The 16,515-nt window shown below is 40.1% G+C and carries 16 protein-coding genes; 6 read left to right on the top strand and 10 right to left on the bottom strand.

Features of this window, described 5'->3' with window-relative positions:
- Positions 1-6: 6 nt before the first annotated feature.
- The gene (locus ACFN7Z_RS10135; protein ID WP_004980366.1) at positions 7-387 is read right to left on the bottom strand and encodes a helix-turn-helix domain-containing protein; all 381 of its coding nucleotides are present in this window, start codon (positions 385-387) and stop codon (positions 7-9) included.
- Between the two features lie 112 nt (positions 388-499).
- Here ACFN7Z_RS10135 and ACFN7Z_RS10140 point away from each other — a divergent pair, with 112 nt between their 5' ends.
- Positions 500-1,351 (top strand): SDR family oxidoreductase, encoded by an 852-nt coding sequence (locus ACFN7Z_RS10140; RefSeq protein WP_010326457.1) that lies wholly within the window; start codon positions 500-502, stop codon positions 1,349-1,351.
- Positions 1,352-1,403: 52 nt separating this feature from the next.
- On the opposite strand, the gene ACFN7Z_RS10145 is transcribed toward ACFN7Z_RS10140, so the two are convergent.
- From ACFN7Z_RS10145 to uvrB, 6 genes are all read right to left on the bottom strand, one after another.
- Positions 1,404-2,084 (bottom strand): hypothetical protein, encoded by a 681-nt coding sequence (locus ACFN7Z_RS10145; protein WP_010326456.1) that lies wholly within the window; start codon positions 2,082-2,084, stop codon positions 1,404-1,406.
- Positions 2,085-2,093: 9 nt separating this feature from the next.
- A complete protein-coding gene (locus ACFN7Z_RS10150; RefSeq protein WP_010326455.1) occupies positions 2,094-2,810 on the bottom strand; it encodes a hypothetical protein in 717 nt (238 codons plus the stop codon).
- A gap of 286 nt (positions 2,811-3,096) precedes the next feature.
- Entirely contained in the window at positions 3,097-4,554 is a 1,458-nt protein-coding gene (locus ACFN7Z_RS10155) for a glyceraldehyde-3-phosphate dehydrogenase (RefSeq protein WP_004980374.1), read from the bottom strand.
- A 323-nt stretch (positions 4,555-4,877) separates the two neighbouring features.
- Positions 4,878-5,813: an EamA family transporter RarD gene (gene rarD, locus ACFN7Z_RS10160; RefSeq protein WP_010326454.1), complete on the bottom strand. Its 936-nt coding sequence runs from the start codon at positions 5,811-5,813 to the stop codon at positions 4,878-4,880.
- Between the two features lie 148 nt (positions 5,814-5,961).
- Positions 5,962-6,546, bottom strand: a complete 585-nt coding sequence (locus ACFN7Z_RS10165) for a lipocalin family protein (protein ID WP_010326453.1) — start codon at positions 6,544-6,546, stop codon at positions 5,962-5,964.
- A gap of 103 nt (positions 6,547-6,649) precedes the next feature.
- Positions 6,650-8,671, bottom strand: coding sequence for an excinuclease ABC subunit UvrB (gene uvrB, locus ACFN7Z_RS10170; RefSeq protein ID WP_010326452.1), 2,022 nt, complete (start codon positions 8,669-8,671; stop codon positions 6,650-6,652).
- A 175-nt stretch (positions 8,672-8,846) separates the two neighbouring features.
- Between uvrB and ACFN7Z_RS10175 the strand changes: the two genes are divergently transcribed.
- The 3 genes from ACFN7Z_RS10175 (at position 8,847) to ACFN7Z_RS10185 (ending at position 12,287) form a co-directional block, all read left to right on the top strand.
- Positions 8,847-9,638: a hypothetical protein gene (locus tag ACFN7Z_RS10175; RefSeq protein ID WP_395441712.1), complete on the top strand. Its 792-nt coding sequence runs from the start codon at positions 8,847-8,849 to the stop codon at positions 9,636-9,638.
- A gap of 268 nt (positions 9,639-9,906) precedes the next feature.
- Positions 9,907-10,614, top strand: a complete 708-nt coding sequence (locus ACFN7Z_RS10180; protein ID WP_171056717.1) for a hypothetical protein — start codon at positions 9,907-9,909, stop codon at positions 10,612-10,614.
- A 206-nt stretch (positions 10,615-10,820) separates the two neighbouring features.
- Positions 10,821-12,287, top strand: coding sequence for a sensor domain-containing diguanylate cyclase (locus ACFN7Z_RS10185; protein ID WP_010326449.1), 1,467 nt, complete (start codon positions 10,821-10,823; stop codon positions 12,285-12,287).
- A 42-nt stretch (positions 12,288-12,329) separates the two neighbouring features.
- On the opposite strand, the gene ACFN7Z_RS10190 is transcribed toward ACFN7Z_RS10185, so the two are convergent.
- Positions 12,330-12,509 carry a hypothetical protein gene (locus ACFN7Z_RS10190; protein WP_004693646.1) on the bottom strand — a complete coding sequence of 60 codons (180 nt, stop codon included), beginning with the start codon at positions 12,507-12,509 and terminating at the stop codon, positions 12,330-12,332.
- A gap of 170 nt (positions 12,510-12,679) precedes the next feature.
- On the opposite strand from ACFN7Z_RS10190, the gene ACFN7Z_RS10195 reads away from it, so the two are divergent.
- Together ACFN7Z_RS10195 and ACFN7Z_RS10200 are read left to right on the top strand one after the other, a co-directional pair.
- A complete protein-coding gene (locus ACFN7Z_RS10195; protein WP_029574991.1) occupies positions 12,680-13,426 on the top strand; it encodes an IS5-like element ISAba31 family transposase in 747 nt (248 codons plus the stop codon).
- Between the two features lie 159 nt (positions 13,427-13,585).
- Positions 13,586-14,812, top strand: coding sequence for a pyridoxal phosphate-dependent aminotransferase (locus ACFN7Z_RS10200; protein WP_004693649.1), 1,227 nt, complete (start codon positions 13,586-13,588; stop codon positions 14,810-14,812).
- 101 nt (positions 14,813-14,913) lie between these two features.
- On the opposite strand, the gene ACFN7Z_RS10205 is transcribed toward ACFN7Z_RS10200, so the two are convergent.
- Positions 14,914-15,783, bottom strand: a complete 870-nt coding sequence (locus ACFN7Z_RS10205) for a DMT family transporter (protein WP_010326448.1) — start codon at positions 15,781-15,783, stop codon at positions 14,914-14,916.
- A gap of 125 nt (positions 15,784-15,908) precedes the next feature.
- On the bottom strand, positions 15,909-16,331 hold the full coding sequence (locus ACFN7Z_RS10210) for a GFA family protein (RefSeq protein ID WP_010326447.1): 423 nt from the start codon (positions 16,329-16,331) through the stop codon (positions 15,909-15,911).
- Positions 16,332-16,515 lie beyond the last annotated feature (184 nt).

Consider the following 16,515-nt stretch of genomic DNA (forward strand, 5'->3'; position numbering starts at 1 on the left):
CATCTTTTATTTTAAAGCTGCTACTCGCTCCTTGCTTTCTAGAATTTCAGGCAAACTTTTTTCAATCCAACCAATCAAATACATGGTTTTCTCAGCGGCTTGAGAACCCAAGATCGTCAATTGGTACTCTACTTTGGGCGGCACCACGGGATAGACCGTCCGTAGAATAAAGCCATCATGCTCAAGCGTTTTGAGCGTCTGAGAAAGCATTTTCTCACTCACTCCTTCTATACGCTGCTTGAGCTCACTAAAACGATGTACGCCATCACTTAAACAGCGCAACACCAGTACCGACCATTTACTCGTAAGATGCTCCAAAATTTCACGAGATGGACACTCCGTGGATAAAACTTGACCTAACAATTTGCTTGTCGCATAGGTGTGCATCATTTCTCTCCATTTGGTTTATTACTTACTTTTTGGTACGTACTTACATTTAGTAAGTTAACAGATTAAGATACAACCATCAAGTATAGAAAACAACCAACATAGGTGAATTATGAAAATTGCAATCACAGGCGCAACAGGACAACTTGGCAACCTCGTTATAGAGCAACTTTTGCAGCTGACCGCTGCCCAGAATATTGTTGCGCTGGTTCGTAACATTGATAGAGCTGAACATTTCAAAGTCCAAGGTATTGAGCTGCGTGAGTTTGATTATGACCGCCCTGAAACACTAGCTCCTGCTTTATTAGGAATAGATAAGTTATTACTCATTTCAGCCAATGAAATTGGTCGCCGTACACCTCAACACAAAGCAGTGATTGATGCTGCGAAAGTGGCCGGCGTACCTTATCTTGCTTATACTAGCTTACTTCGTGCAGATAAGTCCCCACTCGGCTTAGCCCAAGAACACCGTGAAACCGAAAAACTAATTCAAGACAGTGGAATCACTTATACCTTCTTAAGAAATAACTGGTATAGCGAAAACTACCTTGCAGGTGTTGCTCACACCATTGAAATTGGGACGCTTTTTGGCGCAGCTCAAGATGGCCAAATTAGCTCAGCATCGCGTATAGATTATGCTGAAGCTGCAGCCAAAGTTTTAACTTCAACAGGTCATGAGAATAAAACCTATGAATTGGCAGGTTCTGAAAGTTTTACTAAAGCTGATTTGGCTCAATTCATCAGTCAGGCAACTCATAAGCCAGTTATCTATCAAAATTTGTCTGCCGATGACCTGCGTCAAGGCTTAATTCAAGCCAACCTCCCATCACACTTGATTGATGTGATTGTGGATGCCGATGTGCAGACCGCCAAAGGCGCGATGTACAGCAACAGTAAAGACCTAGAACAATTGATTGGACATAAGACCACCAGTATTCAAGATTCGATTAAAGCCGCACTTTAAGCCAATCATTTAATCTTCACATTCAAACACCACCAGTGATTGGTGGTGTTTTTTATGGATGAATGTTCTTCACAGGTAGTGTCATATTCATCTCCAAATTCGCAGTCGTACTCCGTTCCGTGTTATACATGGTCGCATTGAAGCTTGCTATTTTTCGCATAGTCATTGGGTCATTCAAATTTAACTGTGGTGCAAACTGATGTAACACATGCAGACGCACTTGCTCATCAAACTCAAAATAGACCAAGCCATTAAACATAATTTTGATTGGGATCTGATAGTCTTGCTTTAAATGAAATGGTACAGCCAGCTTAATCGGAATATCTAAAGTGAGTGGGAACTTAGGCAATAGTTTATTTTGATAAATTAGGTCTGTAGTTGTCTCCAACGGCATATTTTGATCAATGAGCACCTCTGTTTGATAATCAATAGATACTGAAACGGGTACTTCTACTTCAAACTCTAAATTTGCCAAATATTTCCCTGTCAAAGGCAGGTTGATTTTCTGATCGATTTTCAGTTGCGTATCTAAAGTCCCAACGGATTGGGTTTCTAAATAATTACCCACTTGGATTTTGGTCGGTAAGGAGTCTGATAGTTGAATTTGGGCTTCACTCGCTGACACTTGCATATTAGCTTGAATATTCAGGTACAACCAAAACAGCACAGCCACCAAAATTACAATGCACACAAAACTCAGTATAAGCCGCTTTGCAGACTGGAATATCCGCATACTCCCCCCCTATGGCTTCACGTGTTCTTGAGGTTGAGGTTTTTCACGCAGTAATTGCAAGCTATTGAGTGGAATTTTCAACTCCCCCTGCTTAATTTCAATTGGCAATGTATTCTGTACATCCACCGACGCTTTCAATGCCGTTTTAATGGGAACCTTTAAATGCCCCTGTATTGGAATATTGGTCTTAACCACTGTATTTACTGGAATATGTAGATTTTCTTTCAGTACGGTTTTCACAGGTGCATCAAATTTGAGGTGTACTTGCTGTTCAAGTGGCACATCGATATGAATCGGCACATCCAACTGAATAGGAATATTGCCTTTTAAAGGCAAAGTCACATCTCGCCCCATGACTTTCACCTGTACCTTGGTATCTACAGGCATGTTCTGATTAATTTTCAAGGTTTCACGCACTGGAATGGTGGTTTTAATCGGAACCTGATTATCAAAATACACTCGTGGAGTCAGCGTTTGGGTCAGTGGAATATTCAGGTTTTCACGGATCGGAATTTCTGCATTGACGCGCCCTGTGATATCAACATCTAAGGCATCATGAATTTTAACCTCAGCTTGTAAAGGCTCTTGCAGATCAATACTGACTTTTTGATTTTCTAAGGGAATATAAATATTAAAGTGTTTAAACATCCAAATAGCGATAAGCACACCGCATACAGATGCCAACACAATGAATGCCAATCCACTTAGCACATGCTTCACTTGCAAATTCAAATTCCTTTTGTTTTATTTTCTTTTATCTGACAAATATCATCCGGTTGTCAGCTTAGAAAGTCATTGGGGGCGGTATACCAACCAGACTCTATAATTTTTATCACCCTATTCTACACAGTATTCTAATTATTCTAAGTAAATTAGTAGGGATTAAACATTGGCAACTCTTACCACTCAAGCCAATACTTATGTCACCCCAACGCACCTGATTGGCCTCATCCACAACAACAGCGCAAAAAAAAGAGCCTCAATTGAGGCTCTTTTTAGTCGCTATTACAAATTATGCATTTGTTTCAGCTGGAATTTTTGGATAGCTTACGCCGCCCATTTGCTCTGCAATACGTAAAACTTGGCAGCTATAACCAACTTCATTATCGTACCAAACATATGCAGTTAAACGGTTGCCCGAAGTGATTGTTGCTTGCGCATCAAATACACCTGCTGTACGCGAACCGATAAAGTCAGATGATACAACTTCAGTCGAGTTGGTATAACCGATCTGACCTTGAAGGCTAGAGCTGATTGAAATTTTACGAATGTATTCGTTCACTTCATCACGATCAACTTCTTTATCTAAAGTTAAGTTCAAAATCGCAAGTGAAACGTTTGGTGTTGGAACACGTACAGAGTTACCTGTTAATTTACCTTGAAGTGCTGGAAGTGCTTTAGCAACCGCTTTAGCCGCACCTGTTTCAGTAATCACCATGTTCAACGTTGCAGCACGACCACGACGGTCTGCTTTATGGTAGTTGTCGATTAAGTTTTGGTCGTTTGTGAACGAGTGAACTGTTTCAACGTGACCATTCAACACTGTGTATTTGTCATGTAAAACTTTAAGTGTTGGTGTAATTGCGTTGGTTGTACAGCTTGCAGCAGAGATAATGGTATCTTCATCAAGAATGTCTGCTTGGTTCACACCAAACACTACGTTCTTCATGTCGCCTTTACCTGGTGCAGTCAAGATCACACGTGCAGCGCCTGGGCACTTAAGGTGTTGAGCAAGACCTTCAGCATCACGCCATTTACCCGTGTTGTCGATCACTAACGCATTGCTAATACCATAATCGGTATAATCAACTTCAGTTGGGTTCGACGCATAAATCACTTTAATGAATTGACCGTTTGCAATGATTGCTTCGTTTTCTTCATCAACAGAAATCGTACCAGAGAATGGACCATGGATTGAGTCACGGCGTAATAAAGACGCACGTTTTTCCAAATCACCATCAGATGACTTACGAACCACAATCGCTTTTAGGTTCAAACCACGGCCAAGACCAGACTGACCAATCATTAAACGTGCAAGAATACGACCGATACGACCAAAACCGTAAAGAACAACGTCACGGCCTTCTACTGAAGTCGCACGACCTTCTACAGATTTAACAGCTGCTGCAACAAATGCATCAACATCGCCACCTTGCTCTTTAAACGCAACGGCTAATTTGCCTAGATCAATTTCAGCAGTACCGATATTTTCAATTTTAGCTAACGCTTCAAGAATTGGGAACGTGTGTACAACTGAAAGTTCAACGTCCATCATACGAGTGAAACGGTGCGCTTTTAAAATTTGGATAACTGAACGGTTAACTAAAGAACGTCCAAACACTGAAACCACAATATTTTTTTCACGGTAAAGCTGACCGATCAAAGCGATCATTTGTTCCGCGATTTCTTCACGGTTTTTCCAGCGACCTTGGTGTTCTGCGTGTAGGGCGATGATAGTCTCTTTGCTCACAGATACGTCCTCTAATTAATTTAATCTAAGCATAAATTTTAAAACCCAACAATTGTAAAGGATTTAGCGCCAAGTTTGAATCGAAAGCTGTAAATGCATGATGTTTTTTGTCGTATATTCATTATTAATTTAAGAAATGATTGCATTTAGTCTTATGATTTTGCAGTATAAAAATTAAAAAAATATTTTTTTAGATAAAAAATAAACAGTTACGCAAATGATGTTTTATCAAACAGTCAATTATTCTTAAAGGGCAAAAAACAAATCAGAAACATGCTTATCGCCCAAATTCTAGTGCAATGACAGCTCCAAACATCATCAAATTAGTCTGAATGTTGCTGTTTTTCAAAATGCTCAATATTTCGTTCGAGCTGTTTTTTATTTTGTTGCTGTTTATATAAATGCAACACGCCTTCAATAATAAGCAATAAGACTGCAAACCAAATTGGAATATAAGTAAACCACTCACCTGCCTCTATACGCTCTCCCATGGCAACTGATGCTCCTGCCAGTAAAACTGGCTCCAAATAACTCAGCAAACCAAAAATCACAAAAGGTAAATAACGACTCGCGAGTATATAACTTCCAAGCCCCATCGCACTTAAGAAACCCAGTCCAATGACCGCCAAAATCAGATGTGGAAACTGTTGTATCAAAGCCAAACTATCGCTATGCACAAAGCCCAAATAGAATGCGACAGGTAAAATCAAAAACAGATCCCACCAGAAGCCACCCAAATGATCCGTTTTACAAACACGGCGCAGGAAGAAATACAAAGGATAAGCCAAAGCGATATAAACCGTTTCCCATGCCATGCTACCAATACGCCAAATTTCATGTCCTACCCCAAGCATAGCAAGGGCTACCGCAGCCATTTGCCAGCGGGATAGTTTTTCCTTGTAAAGGATGCAACCAACCAACACCATGACCAAAGGCAGTAAAAAATAGCCGAGCGACACCTGTAGGCCGCGACCATTCATGGGCCCCCATAAAAATAGCCACAACTGCGTGGTACATAAAACCGAACTAAACAATAACCAAGCAAACATCCAAGGTTGTTTAAAGATACGCTTAAACAACTCCGAAATGAGTTTTAAATCACCACTCCACCACATGAATGCGGTTAAAAAGGGTAAGGTCGAAAGCATACGCCAAGCAAAAGTTTGTTCACTATCCAAAGGCTTTAAAAAAAAGGTATAAAAATACAAAACCCCAAAAGTGACGGATGCTAAAACCGATAGTGCAACACCTTTATACATCCTTCACTCCACATTGATTTACGCGATTTTTACCAGGCTCCGATTATAAAGCGTTCGACTGTATAAAGCTTTATTATTCAAGTTTTAAAATACGTATATGAAACTAAAAAAGCCATGCTTCAGCATGGCTTTCAAGGCTTAATAGATTTTATTTTTGCAATTGTTTGGTATGAATCAAATCATTCAAGTCATAACCCACTGACTTTGCATATTCTAAGTATTCATTAATGACTTTTTGGTCTGGTTGTGGCGAGCGAGAAAGCACCCACATATACTTACGGCGTGGCTCACCCACTAAAACCGTTTCATAGTCATCATCAATTTTTAAAATCCAATAATCCCCCCGTGCCATGGGTAACCAACGCACCACTTCAGGTAAAAAACTCACTTTCAACTTACTGTTAAAAGGTGGGTTTTGTACAAATGCTTCACCTATGGACTGCATCAACTTACCATCTTGGGCATAACATCGGTTATCTACCGTCACATTGCCATTTTCATTCAGGGTATAAGTAGCCGAGACATTACTTCCACATTTATTTTGGAAGTACATGGGCTTACGTGCAATTTCGTACCAAACACCCAAATAACGGTCTAATTCAACCTTATCCACCACAGCTAAGGGTTTGCTCTGGGCATAAGCCATGGTTGCCATGCCTAACCCGACTAAAACAGCACCACCTACAGCAATTTTGGCAAGCGTAAAACCCGCCTTTGGAAGATTTGCAGACATAAACTGTACCTTTAATATTTCAGAATTTATGATCTAAAAATAAACATCTCTTTAAAAAATAATGCTTTCTGCCCAAATTACTGTAGCGTTATGTAAATGCAACTTAGGTTAGAAGTTGTGCTTTTAAGCGCAAAATTTCATCTCGCAGACGTGCAGCTTGCTCAAACTGTAGCTCTTTAGAAGCTTTTAACATTTCTTTTTCCAACTTGCTTAAATGCTTGGCAAGAAGTTTCGGATCGGACAGCAAGTGCTGCTGATCTGCACTTAAGGTTTGGTGTTGATCTGTGATACCACTTTCAACTTGATCATCTGTCAGCACTTCGCCTGTATCAATATCCTTTTTATTTTGTCTGATAGTGCTACGCGGAATAATGCCATGCAGCTCATTAAAGGCCATTTGTTTTTCACGACGACGGGCTGTTTCATCAATGGCTTTTTGCATCGAATCGGTAATCCGATCACCATATAAAATCGCTTTGCCTTTTACATTACGCGCTGCACGACCAATGGTTTGAATCAAAGAACGCTCAGAACGCAAGAAACCCTCTTTGTCCGCATCTAAAATAGCCACTAAAGACACTTCAGGCATGTCCAAGCCTTCACGTAGTAAGTTGATCCCGACGAGGACATCGTAGACACCCGAACGTAAGTCATGAATAATTTTCACCCGTTCAACGGTATCAATATCTGAGTGCAGATAGGCAACCTTGACGCCATACTCTTTCAAATACGAGCTTAAATCTTCTGCCATACGTTTGGTTAAGGTGGTTACCAAAACACGCTCATCTAGATCTTTACGGATATTGATCTCAGACAACACATCATCAACTTGAGTCAATACCGGACGTACTTCAATTTCGGGGTCAATCAACCCTGTAGGACGAACCACCTGCTCAGCTATTTGCTCGGCTTTTTCAATCTCGTATTTGGCTGGTGTAGCACTGACATAAATCGTTGCTGGCGTAATCCGCTCCCATTCTTCAAACTGCATTGGGCGGTTATCTAGCGCACTAGGAAGACGGAAACCATAATTCACCAAGTTTTCTTTACGCGAACGGTCACCTTTATACATCGCGCCAATTTGCGGCACAGTCACGTGTGACTCATCAATAATTAGTAAGGCATCGTCAGGAACATAATCAAATAAGGTTGGCGGCGCTTCGCCCGCAGGACGACCGGATAAATGACGTGAATAGTTTTCAATACCGTTGGTATAGCCCAACTGCTGCATCATTTCTAAATCATAACGGGTACGTTGTTCAATTCGCTGTGCTTCAAGCAATTTGTCATGTGCACGAAAGAAACCTAAGCGTTCTTTTAACTCTTCACGAATCGTGCCGATGGCGCGCTCTAAATTATCTTTCGGTGTTACATAGTGACTTTTTGGGTAAATAGTTATGCGCGGAACTTTACGTACCAGTTTGCCTGTCAGTGGATCGAACCAACGAATCGAATCGACTTCATCATCAAACAACTCGATTCGAATCGCATGCTGGTCTGATTCCGCAGGGAAAATATCAATAATTTCCCCACGAATACGATAGGTACCGCGTAAAAACTCAAGCTCATTACGGCTATATTGCATTTCCACCAAACGACGAATGATATCATCACGTGCAATACGATCGCCCTGTACAATATGCAGCAGCATGCTCATATAGGCATTGGGGTCACCCAAACCATAAATAGCAGAAACTGAAGCAACAATAATTGCATCGCGACGTTCTAAGAGCGAACGTGTTGCAGATAAACGCATTTGGTCAATGTGGTCATTGATCGCTGAATCTTTTTCAATAAATGTGTCTGAAGATGGCACATAGGCTTCGGGTTGGTAATAGTCATAATAACTGACAAAATATTCGACGGCATTGTTCGGAAAGAAAGATTTGAACTCACCATAAAGCTGTGCGGCTAAGGTTTTATTATGTGCCATGACAATGGTCGGACGTTGCGTCCGCGCAATCACGTTGGCCATGGTATAGGTTTTACCTGAACCCGTAACCCCAAGTAACAACTGGTCGTGATAGCCCTTTTCTATTCCAGCAACAAGCTTTTCGATGGCTTGCGGCTGATCACCTGCGGGTTGGTAATTGGTGACTAAATCAAAAGGTTGTTTCTCACTCACAGACATATCCCAAGATTTGCTTCTTCAACCGACTATTTTAACAGATTCAATCCCGAGCAATTCTTGCTTTTAGATTTTTAATGTAATTTACTGAAAATATTACAAAGATTTTTCACTTGACCCCCCCGTATTTCAAGGGCAACATGAAGTGAAGAAGAGCGAAAAATCAGAGCCTATGACATACCAATATCATGACGAAAGCATCGTCAAAAACCTAGATGAACATACCGTATTTGTGTTTGGTAGTAACATGGCAGGTCAACATGCGGATGGTGCTGCCCGAACTGCACTTGAACACTTTGGCGCAATAAAAGGCGTCGGACGTGGTTGGTCAGGGCAAAGTTATGCCATTCCCACCATGAACGAACACTTACAGCAAATGCCGCTCTCGCAAATTCAACACTATATTGATGACTTTAAAATCTATACCAAAAATCACCCTAAAATGACTTACTTTCTAACCTCTATCGGCTGTGGTATTGCAGGTTATAAAGTTGAAGAAATTGCTCCTATGTTTAAAGGCATTTCTCATAATGTTATTTTCCCCGCATCATTTCGCCCATTTGTGGAAAGAACACTACCACGTCTAAATAAAAAGTTTTTGCATACCATTTTTAATGATGCCGTGATTTTCAGCACTCAAAATGATGACATGCTGATTCAGCATTTGGCCTTAACCGATAATGAAAAAAGTTTAGCCAAAATTATTCTCAACACACGCATGTATCCAACCGACAGTAATGGTCGCGATCGTGTTTTTGAAATTGAAGATATTTTACATGCGCTGTCAGGGAAAATATTTGATTTTGAGACCAACGCGGAGGGGCGCATGCTTTTTGGTGGTGCCATTTTAGCGCTGTTGGAACTTTATAATATCAATGAACTAGACTTCATTGAAGTTTGGCAAGGCAGCCGAGAAATCGCACCGCCAAAACCCGAACATCGTGCGCGGAAAGCCTCTCGTTGAAACCCATCTTTCAAACCCCAAAAGCCAACTCTATGAGTTGGCTTTTTAGTTAAAAATAATAGAGTTGTTGAAATCTTCCCTACCCCCCAATCGCCAACTACTACAAAAAATGTGACGGTATTGTTCCTGCTTTTCCCTTTTTAACTTTTAAAGGTTCACTTACACTCTGAATCATAATCATACTTTTCAAAAACTTAAATAAATCATGAAAACAAATAGACAACTTGAAGCCTTAAAATCCAAAAGAAACAAGCATGCACTTTTCAGTATGGCTATTGCCGTTGTCATGCTGATTGCATTTTATCAACTGCCTCAATTTCAGGATTTTAGTTTTATAAATCTATCCCCAGTCTACTTTATCTTCATTGTATGCTTATCCTTCCTCAAAAAGACAAAGAACGAACAACCGAAAAAGAACAACCTCCTCTTAAATATTTTATTCATGACGGCACCCTTCTTCATCATTAATGTTTTTGCACTTTCCAGTCTCAGCAAATTTACTGACTATTCGGCTGTACGTATTGCAAAACATATACCTAACCCACAACACATCGAGGGCCAAATTCGGTTAAATAGCTACACTGTGGGCTCTGGGCGTAATAAATCACACTATGAAGATATTGTATTAAATGAAGCTTCTCAGCAGCAACCACTAAGACTGGTTTGTAATTTCATGGATCGCTTTAAAAGCTGCCCGCTATTAGAAGACCTTCAACAACAAAAGGTTAGTATCCGTTATTACACAGACAACCGTCAGTTTATCTACCCAGAAGTTTTAGTGTTATCGGTCACAGCAGACAACACAACCATCAGCAGCCAAGACTTCATGCAGATCTATCAACAACAACGAAAGAATTTTTTGATTTATTTATTCTTCATGGTATTGATTCCAAACCTATTGGTAATCAATTTATTTTGGCGCGACCATCAATATCAACAATCACAAACTTTTCGCTATCGACCTCAAAGCATTTAGCGCTTATCGCTATCAGCATAAACGCTCTTTAAGCTCCAAAACCATTGGAGCTTATGCACTTTCTATGCGCAATCAATATGCATTTTTTGACTAAATCCCCCATAAACTCACATAAATTTTAAAAATAACTTTTTTTATCACATTATTTTAAAAAGTTTTTTTAGCGCTTATACTGCTTTAAATTCCAACATAAAAACGAGATATAAATGCAATTATTGGACTCTCCTATTTTTGAATTATCTCCCATTGCCATGTGGTTAGAAGACTTTAGTGAAGTACAAAAACAATTTGATCTTTGGCGGAGTGAAGGTGTTGAAGATATTGCGTCTTTTCTGTTGGAAGACAAATCACGTATTTTAAGTTGTGCGCATAAAATTAAAGTCCTGCATGTCAACCCGCAAACCTTAAAACAATTTGAAGCCGAAAGTTTTGAAGATTTAACTGCGAACCTTGCGCAAATTTTTAAAGCAGATATGTCAAGCACTCATTTAAATGAGCTGGTCGCGCTTTGGAATGGTGAGACCTTATTTGAAAACACTGCCGTAAACTATACGCTTACAGGTCATCGCCTTGACATTCGCCTGCGCGGGACAGTACTTCCTGGTCATGAACACGATCTTTCATTGGTTCTGATCAGCACGGAAGACATCACGCCTTATGCCAATGCACAACGCTTAGAAGAAAAAAGTCGTTTAATTGCTGAAGCACGTTTTCAATACTCGCCTACTTCGCTTTGGGTTGAGGACTTTAGCCGAGTCAAAGCACGTTTAGATCATTTACGTCGTTTGGGGATCAGTGACTTTAAAACTTTCCTTGATGTCCACAATGACTTTATTAATGAATGTCTCAGAGACATCATGGTTACCGATGTCAACCAAGCTACACTCGATTTGTTTGCTGCACGTGACAAAGACCATTTACTTAAAAATTTGCATAAAGTCTTTCAGAACGCAACCCAACAGACCTTTCGACATCAGCTGCTCGAACTGTGGGATGGCAATATTCAACATAACTGCGAAGCAGTCAATTATGCACTCGATGGAAGTATTCGCCATGTGTTGTTGCATTTTGCCGTGTTTCCAGGCTTCGAAGACGATTGGGGTATGGTACAACTGGCGCTCACTGATATTACTGCGCGCAAAAAAGCCGAAAATTATCTTGAGTATTTGGCCAAGCATGATGTCTTAACCAAACTTTATAACCGCTCTTTCTACAGCACCGAAATCAACAGACTTGAGCGCAACAACCTACGTCCTGTGTCTTGTATTTTCCTAGATATGAATGGCTTAAAAGCTATCAATGATAACCTTGGTCATGATCAAGGCGATAGCTTATTACGCCGTATGGGTAATACCCTGAATCAGTTAATTGAAAATACCCAATACTCTGCTTCAAGGATCGGTGGTGATGAATTCGTGGTGCTATTACCTGCCGCCGATGAAGCCGCATTGAACCATTGTATTGAAAGTTTGCATGAGCTTTTAATGGTAGATAACCAATTTAATAATCATCAACCGATTAGTGTGTCGATTGGCACTGCTACCAGCCAGCCAAATGAGCGGGTTGAAGATATACTTAAACGTGCCGACACTGCGATGTATGAACACAAAAAAACCTACTATGCACAAAATGATCGACGGGTTAGCAATTACAACCCAGCGAATGATCAATAAAAAAGCGCCCTAACCAGGGCGCTTTTTTATTTCAATGGCGAATTAACGTTTACCCATTGAACGACGGGTGCCACGTGGTGGCATCCAAGTACGATCTGCATATTGTTCAGGTTTTGGACGAACCTGATTATGTGCAACATCGTCAGCACTTTGTTCTGCATTTGGCATTGGGAATGGGAGATTCACCAAAGGTTTTTTTGAAGTAGGCTGTTGCTTACTCATGACCATCACTCTCATCAAATTGCGCTTATTTTAAAGTTTTTTTCATAAAGATGCGAGAAACTTCCTAATTCTGTACATTTTTGAAATCATTAGGGTGTGTTGACACTTTTAGCTTAAAAAAATAGCGAAGTAGTAAAATCAAATCGCCAAACCCAATTTTACTATTCGCTATGCCTCGTACCATGCTGACAGATCAACACTGGCAAAAGTTGAAAGTTATTCTGCGTAATTTATCCATTCACCACAACTCAAATTTACGCAATTTTATTGAAGCTATTCTCTATAGAATTAGAACAGGCTGTCCGTGGCGAGATATTCCTTGTTGTTTTGGTCATTCAAACTCTATTTTCAAACGTTTTAATCGTTGGTCAAGCAGCGGTAAGTTACTTAGATTATTCAAATTACTAGCCTCATGCCCCGATATGGAGTGGATTTTTATTGATGGCTCTCATGTACGTGCTCATCAACATTCTGCCGGTATAGCGAATCAATCTATTTCTAAAAGTGTAGGAGGAAACTCCTCAAAAATACATTTGATTGTTGATGCACATGGCAATCCTATTGATTTCATGATTACCGATGGAACCACACATGATGTTAAAGTTGCACCTGATTTAATATCAACATTAGATTTAAAAGAGACAAAAGTGGTATGTGCAGATAAAGGCTATGATTCAGAACCACTGCGTGAACAGATCAGGAAAACAAGGACTAAAGCGAATATACCAAAAAAAACAAATAGCCAATCGAACAATGACCATATGGACTGGTGTTTATATAAAATCAGGCATTTAGTTGAAAATATGTTTTGTAGATTAAAGCAATTTAGAGGAATAGCTACTCGATATGACAAGCTCAAAAGAAATTATCAAAGTTCTGTTGCTTTAGCCTGTATATTTTTATGGCTACCTTTATAGGGTTAATTATGAACAGTAAATGTCAACAGACCCTAATTCAAAATTGAATTTTTTTATGTTTTTTGCAGAAAATCTGTGTTTTTAAACGCCTTGCTTGAGTTTTTTAAGCTAATATAGTGTGCTTTTTATTTTTTAAACCCTATAAGAAGGAATACTGCCGTGGACGTACGTCTCTCTGATCGTGTGAATGCCATCAAACCGTCCCCAACTCTTGCTGTTACCAACAAAGCTGCTGAATTAAAAGCGGCTGGCAAGAACGTTATTGGCTTGGGCGCAGGTGAACCTGACTTCGACACCCCACAACACATCAAAGATGCAGCAATTGCAGCGATTAACAACGGTTTCACAAAGTACACCGCTGTAGATGGTACGCCTGGCCTTAAAAAAGCGATTATTGCAAAATTCAAGCGTGACAATAACCTTGATTATGCTGCAAACCAAATTTTGGTTTCTTGTGGCGGCAAGCAGTCATTCTTTAACTTAGCATTAGCTTTGTTAAACAAAGGTGATGAAGTAATCATCCCTGCACCATTTTGGGTAAGCTACCCAGACATGGTGATTATCGCTGAAGGTGTTCCTGTTATTGTAAAATGTGGTGAAGAACAACGTTTCAAAATCACACCTGCTCAACTTGAAGCAGCGATCACAGACAAAACTCGTTTAGTGGTTTTAAACAGTCCATCAAACCCAACAGGTATGATCTACACTAAAGCTGAATTAGAAGCTTTGGCTGATGTTCTTCGTAAATACCCAGAAGTTTATATCGCTTCTGACGATATGTACGAACCAATCCGTTGGGATGACGAATTCTACAATATCGCAACAGTTGCACCAGACCTTTATGACCGCACAATCGTGTTAAACGGTGTGTCTAAAGCATATGCAATGACTGGCTGGCGTATTGGCTATGCAGCGGGCCCTGCTAAGCTTATTGGCGCAATGAAAAAAATCCAATCTCAATCAACTTCAAACCCAACTTCTATTTCACAAGTTGCTGCTGAAGCTGCGTTGAATGGCCCTCAAGACGTTCTTGAGCCTATGATTGAAGCATTCAAACGCCGTCATGACTTAGTTGTTAGTGGTTTGAACGACATCAACGGTATTTCTTGCTTACCTGCTGATGGCGCATTCTATGCATATGCAAACATCCGTCCATTAATTCGTGCGAAAGGCTTAAAATCTTGCACAGAATTCTCTGAATGGTTATTGGAAGAAACTGGCGTTGCCGTAGTTCCTGGTGATGCATTCGGCTTAGGCGGTTTTATGCGTATTTCTTATGCAACTGCTGATGACGTACTTGTAGATGCGCTTGCACGTATCAAGAAAGCGGCTGACTCAATCGAAGGCGTAGACGCTGCGATTGCTTCAATTGCTGCTGAAAAATGATTTAACCTTTAAAGTTAGATTAGAGAAACCCGCGAACTTCGCGGGTTTTTTATTTTTAAACAAAATCTGAAAAATTTGCTCTTAAGCCCGTTTAAATAATTTTAGAGCCGTGTAGTACCAGCAGAATCTATTGTATCTACGTCTTTCTTGCGAGATGACGCCGAGATCACCAAGGCAATGCCTGCCAGAATAATCGTCGCAGAAATAATGATTCGGAAACTCAACGCTTCCCCAATAAACAATGCCCCACCCAGAATCGCCAAACATGGCACAGACAATTGCACGCTACTGGCCGTGACCCGATCAATTTTCTTCACTATTGCATACCAAAGTACATATGCTCCACTCGATGCCAAACCACCAGATAAGAGCGCCAACAGCATACCTTTTGGCTGGATAAAACTCTGTGTGTAAAAAAATAAATAGACCAAGACAACAAAAGGAATCGCCACTACAAAATTTGCCAAGCTACTGGCCAGTGGGTTATGCATCTTTTTACCTACAATGCTATACATCGCCCAACCTATGCCTGAAAGTACCATCAATGCAGCATAACCCAAAGGAGGTGCCGAAGACGCTGGTAGCAATAAAATCAAAAGACCTAAAATAGCGATCACCAGCCCCAACCCGCGTCGTAAATTGATTTTTTCACCATGACACAGGCCATAACCAACCATACTTAATTGAACTGTCCCAAACAGTAGTAATGCACCTACACCCGCGTCGATATGCAAATAGGCCAGTGAAAAAGCCACAATATATAAGGCAAGAAAAAAACCGTTTTTTACACTCCACTCTATTTTGGCCTTATGAGTAGAGAGCATATACAGTAGAAATAACACCATTGTACCGCTACAGACCCGAAGTAAGCTAAAACTCATCGGATCAATCTGCTGCTCAGCCAACGCTAAACGACATAGCACCGAATTGGCTGCAAAGGCCAACATTGCAATGGAAATTTTAAGCAGCATGTTTGAGCATCCTTATTCAACAGCCTGCTGATATATCGAATATATCTTATTAAATCTAGAGAGTTTTTCTCATACAATTTATCAATAATCTCGATGTGCAACTCAGATGATTCAGCCTGAATATCTTATTTTTTAGCATCATCTGGTGAAAATAAAGCAATCACATCCGCTTCAGTGAGCTGCTCTGTAGAATACTTGAATTGGTAAAAATCAGGCTTATTATCAATATAAATTTCTGTTGTAAGTTTTAAATCTTTTGGCTGTTCTTCCATCGCAAACACATTGATATTACAATAGCTGCCGTCCTGAGTTCGCCAAAAAAGTGACGTGCCACATTCGCTACAAAAACCACGCTCCCCCCAATCCGATGACTTGAATAATTTTAAATATTCTTGATTGTCAAACTTTAAACTATTGGGTTCGACATCAATACTCATGAGTACCCCGCTCGACTGCTGGCGGCACATCGAACAATGACAAGCATGCACATCATGATTTTTGAGTGCGGCTTGGAACTTAGTTTTACCGCATAAACAGGACACGTTCATTGTGAGTTCCTTCTTCATGTGAAGACTGTATAAAATTACTAAAACCTTGTTTATCTTATATATAAATAAAAAACAAAGAGTGTATAAATTTTGTGCACCACATTAAAACAATGCTCACGTTTAGGTTACTCAGTTCTATCAACACTCAAATCATCAAAATGAATACGCTTACACTTTTTACATG

The sequence above is a fragment of the Acinetobacter sp. P1332 genome, from assembly GCF_044057475.1.
In the GTDB taxonomy this organism is placed as follows: domain Bacteria; phylum Pseudomonadota; class Gammaproteobacteria; order Pseudomonadales; family Moraxellaceae; genus Acinetobacter; species Acinetobacter johnsonii.

Excerpts from the sequence above, each read along its gene's own strand:
- ACFN7Z_RS10135 (WP_004980366.1), bottom strand. The coding sequence starts at position 387 with ATGCACACCTATGCGACAAGCAAATTGTTAGGTCAAGTTTTATCCACG.
- ACFN7Z_RS10140 (WP_010326457.1), top strand. The coding sequence starts at position 500 with ATGAAAATTGCAATCACAGGCGCAACAGGACAACTTGGCAACCTCGTT.
- ACFN7Z_RS10145 (WP_010326456.1), bottom strand. The coding sequence starts at position 2,084 with ATGCGGATATTCCAGTCTGCAAAGCGGCTTATACTGAGTTTTGTGTGC.
- rarD (WP_010326454.1), bottom strand. The coding sequence starts at position 5,813 with ATGTATAAAGGTGTTGCACTATCGGTTTTAGCATCCGTCACTTTTGGG.
- ACFN7Z_RS10165 (WP_010326453.1), bottom strand. The coding sequence starts at position 6,546 with ATGTCTGCAAATCTTCCAAAGGCGGGTTTTACGCTTGCCAAAATTGCT.
- ACFN7Z_RS10175 (WP_395441712.1), top strand. The coding sequence starts at position 8,847 with ATGACATACCAATATCATGACGAAAGCATCGTCAAAAACCTAGATGAA.
- ACFN7Z_RS10180 (WP_171056717.1), top strand. The coding sequence starts at position 9,907 with ATGGCTATTGCCGTTGTCATGCTGATTGCATTTTATCAACTGCCTCAA.
- ACFN7Z_RS10185 (WP_010326449.1), top strand. The coding sequence starts at position 10,821 with ATGCAATTATTGGACTCTCCTATTTTTGAATTATCTCCCATTGCCATG.
- ACFN7Z_RS10190 (WP_004693646.1), bottom strand. The coding sequence starts at position 12,509 with ATGAGTAAGCAACAGCCTACTTCAAAAAAACCTTTGGTGAATCTCCCA.
- ACFN7Z_RS10195 (WP_029574991.1), top strand. The coding sequence starts at position 12,680 with ATGCCTCGTACCATGCTGACAGATCAACACTGGCAAAAGTTGAAAGTT.
- ACFN7Z_RS10205 (WP_010326448.1), bottom strand. The coding sequence starts at position 15,783 with ATGCTGCTTAAAATTTCCATTGCAATGTTGGCCTTTGCAGCCAATTCG.
- ACFN7Z_RS10210 (WP_010326447.1), bottom strand. The coding sequence starts at position 16,331 with ATGAACGTGTCCTGTTTATGCGGTAAAACTAAGTTCCAAGCCGCACTC.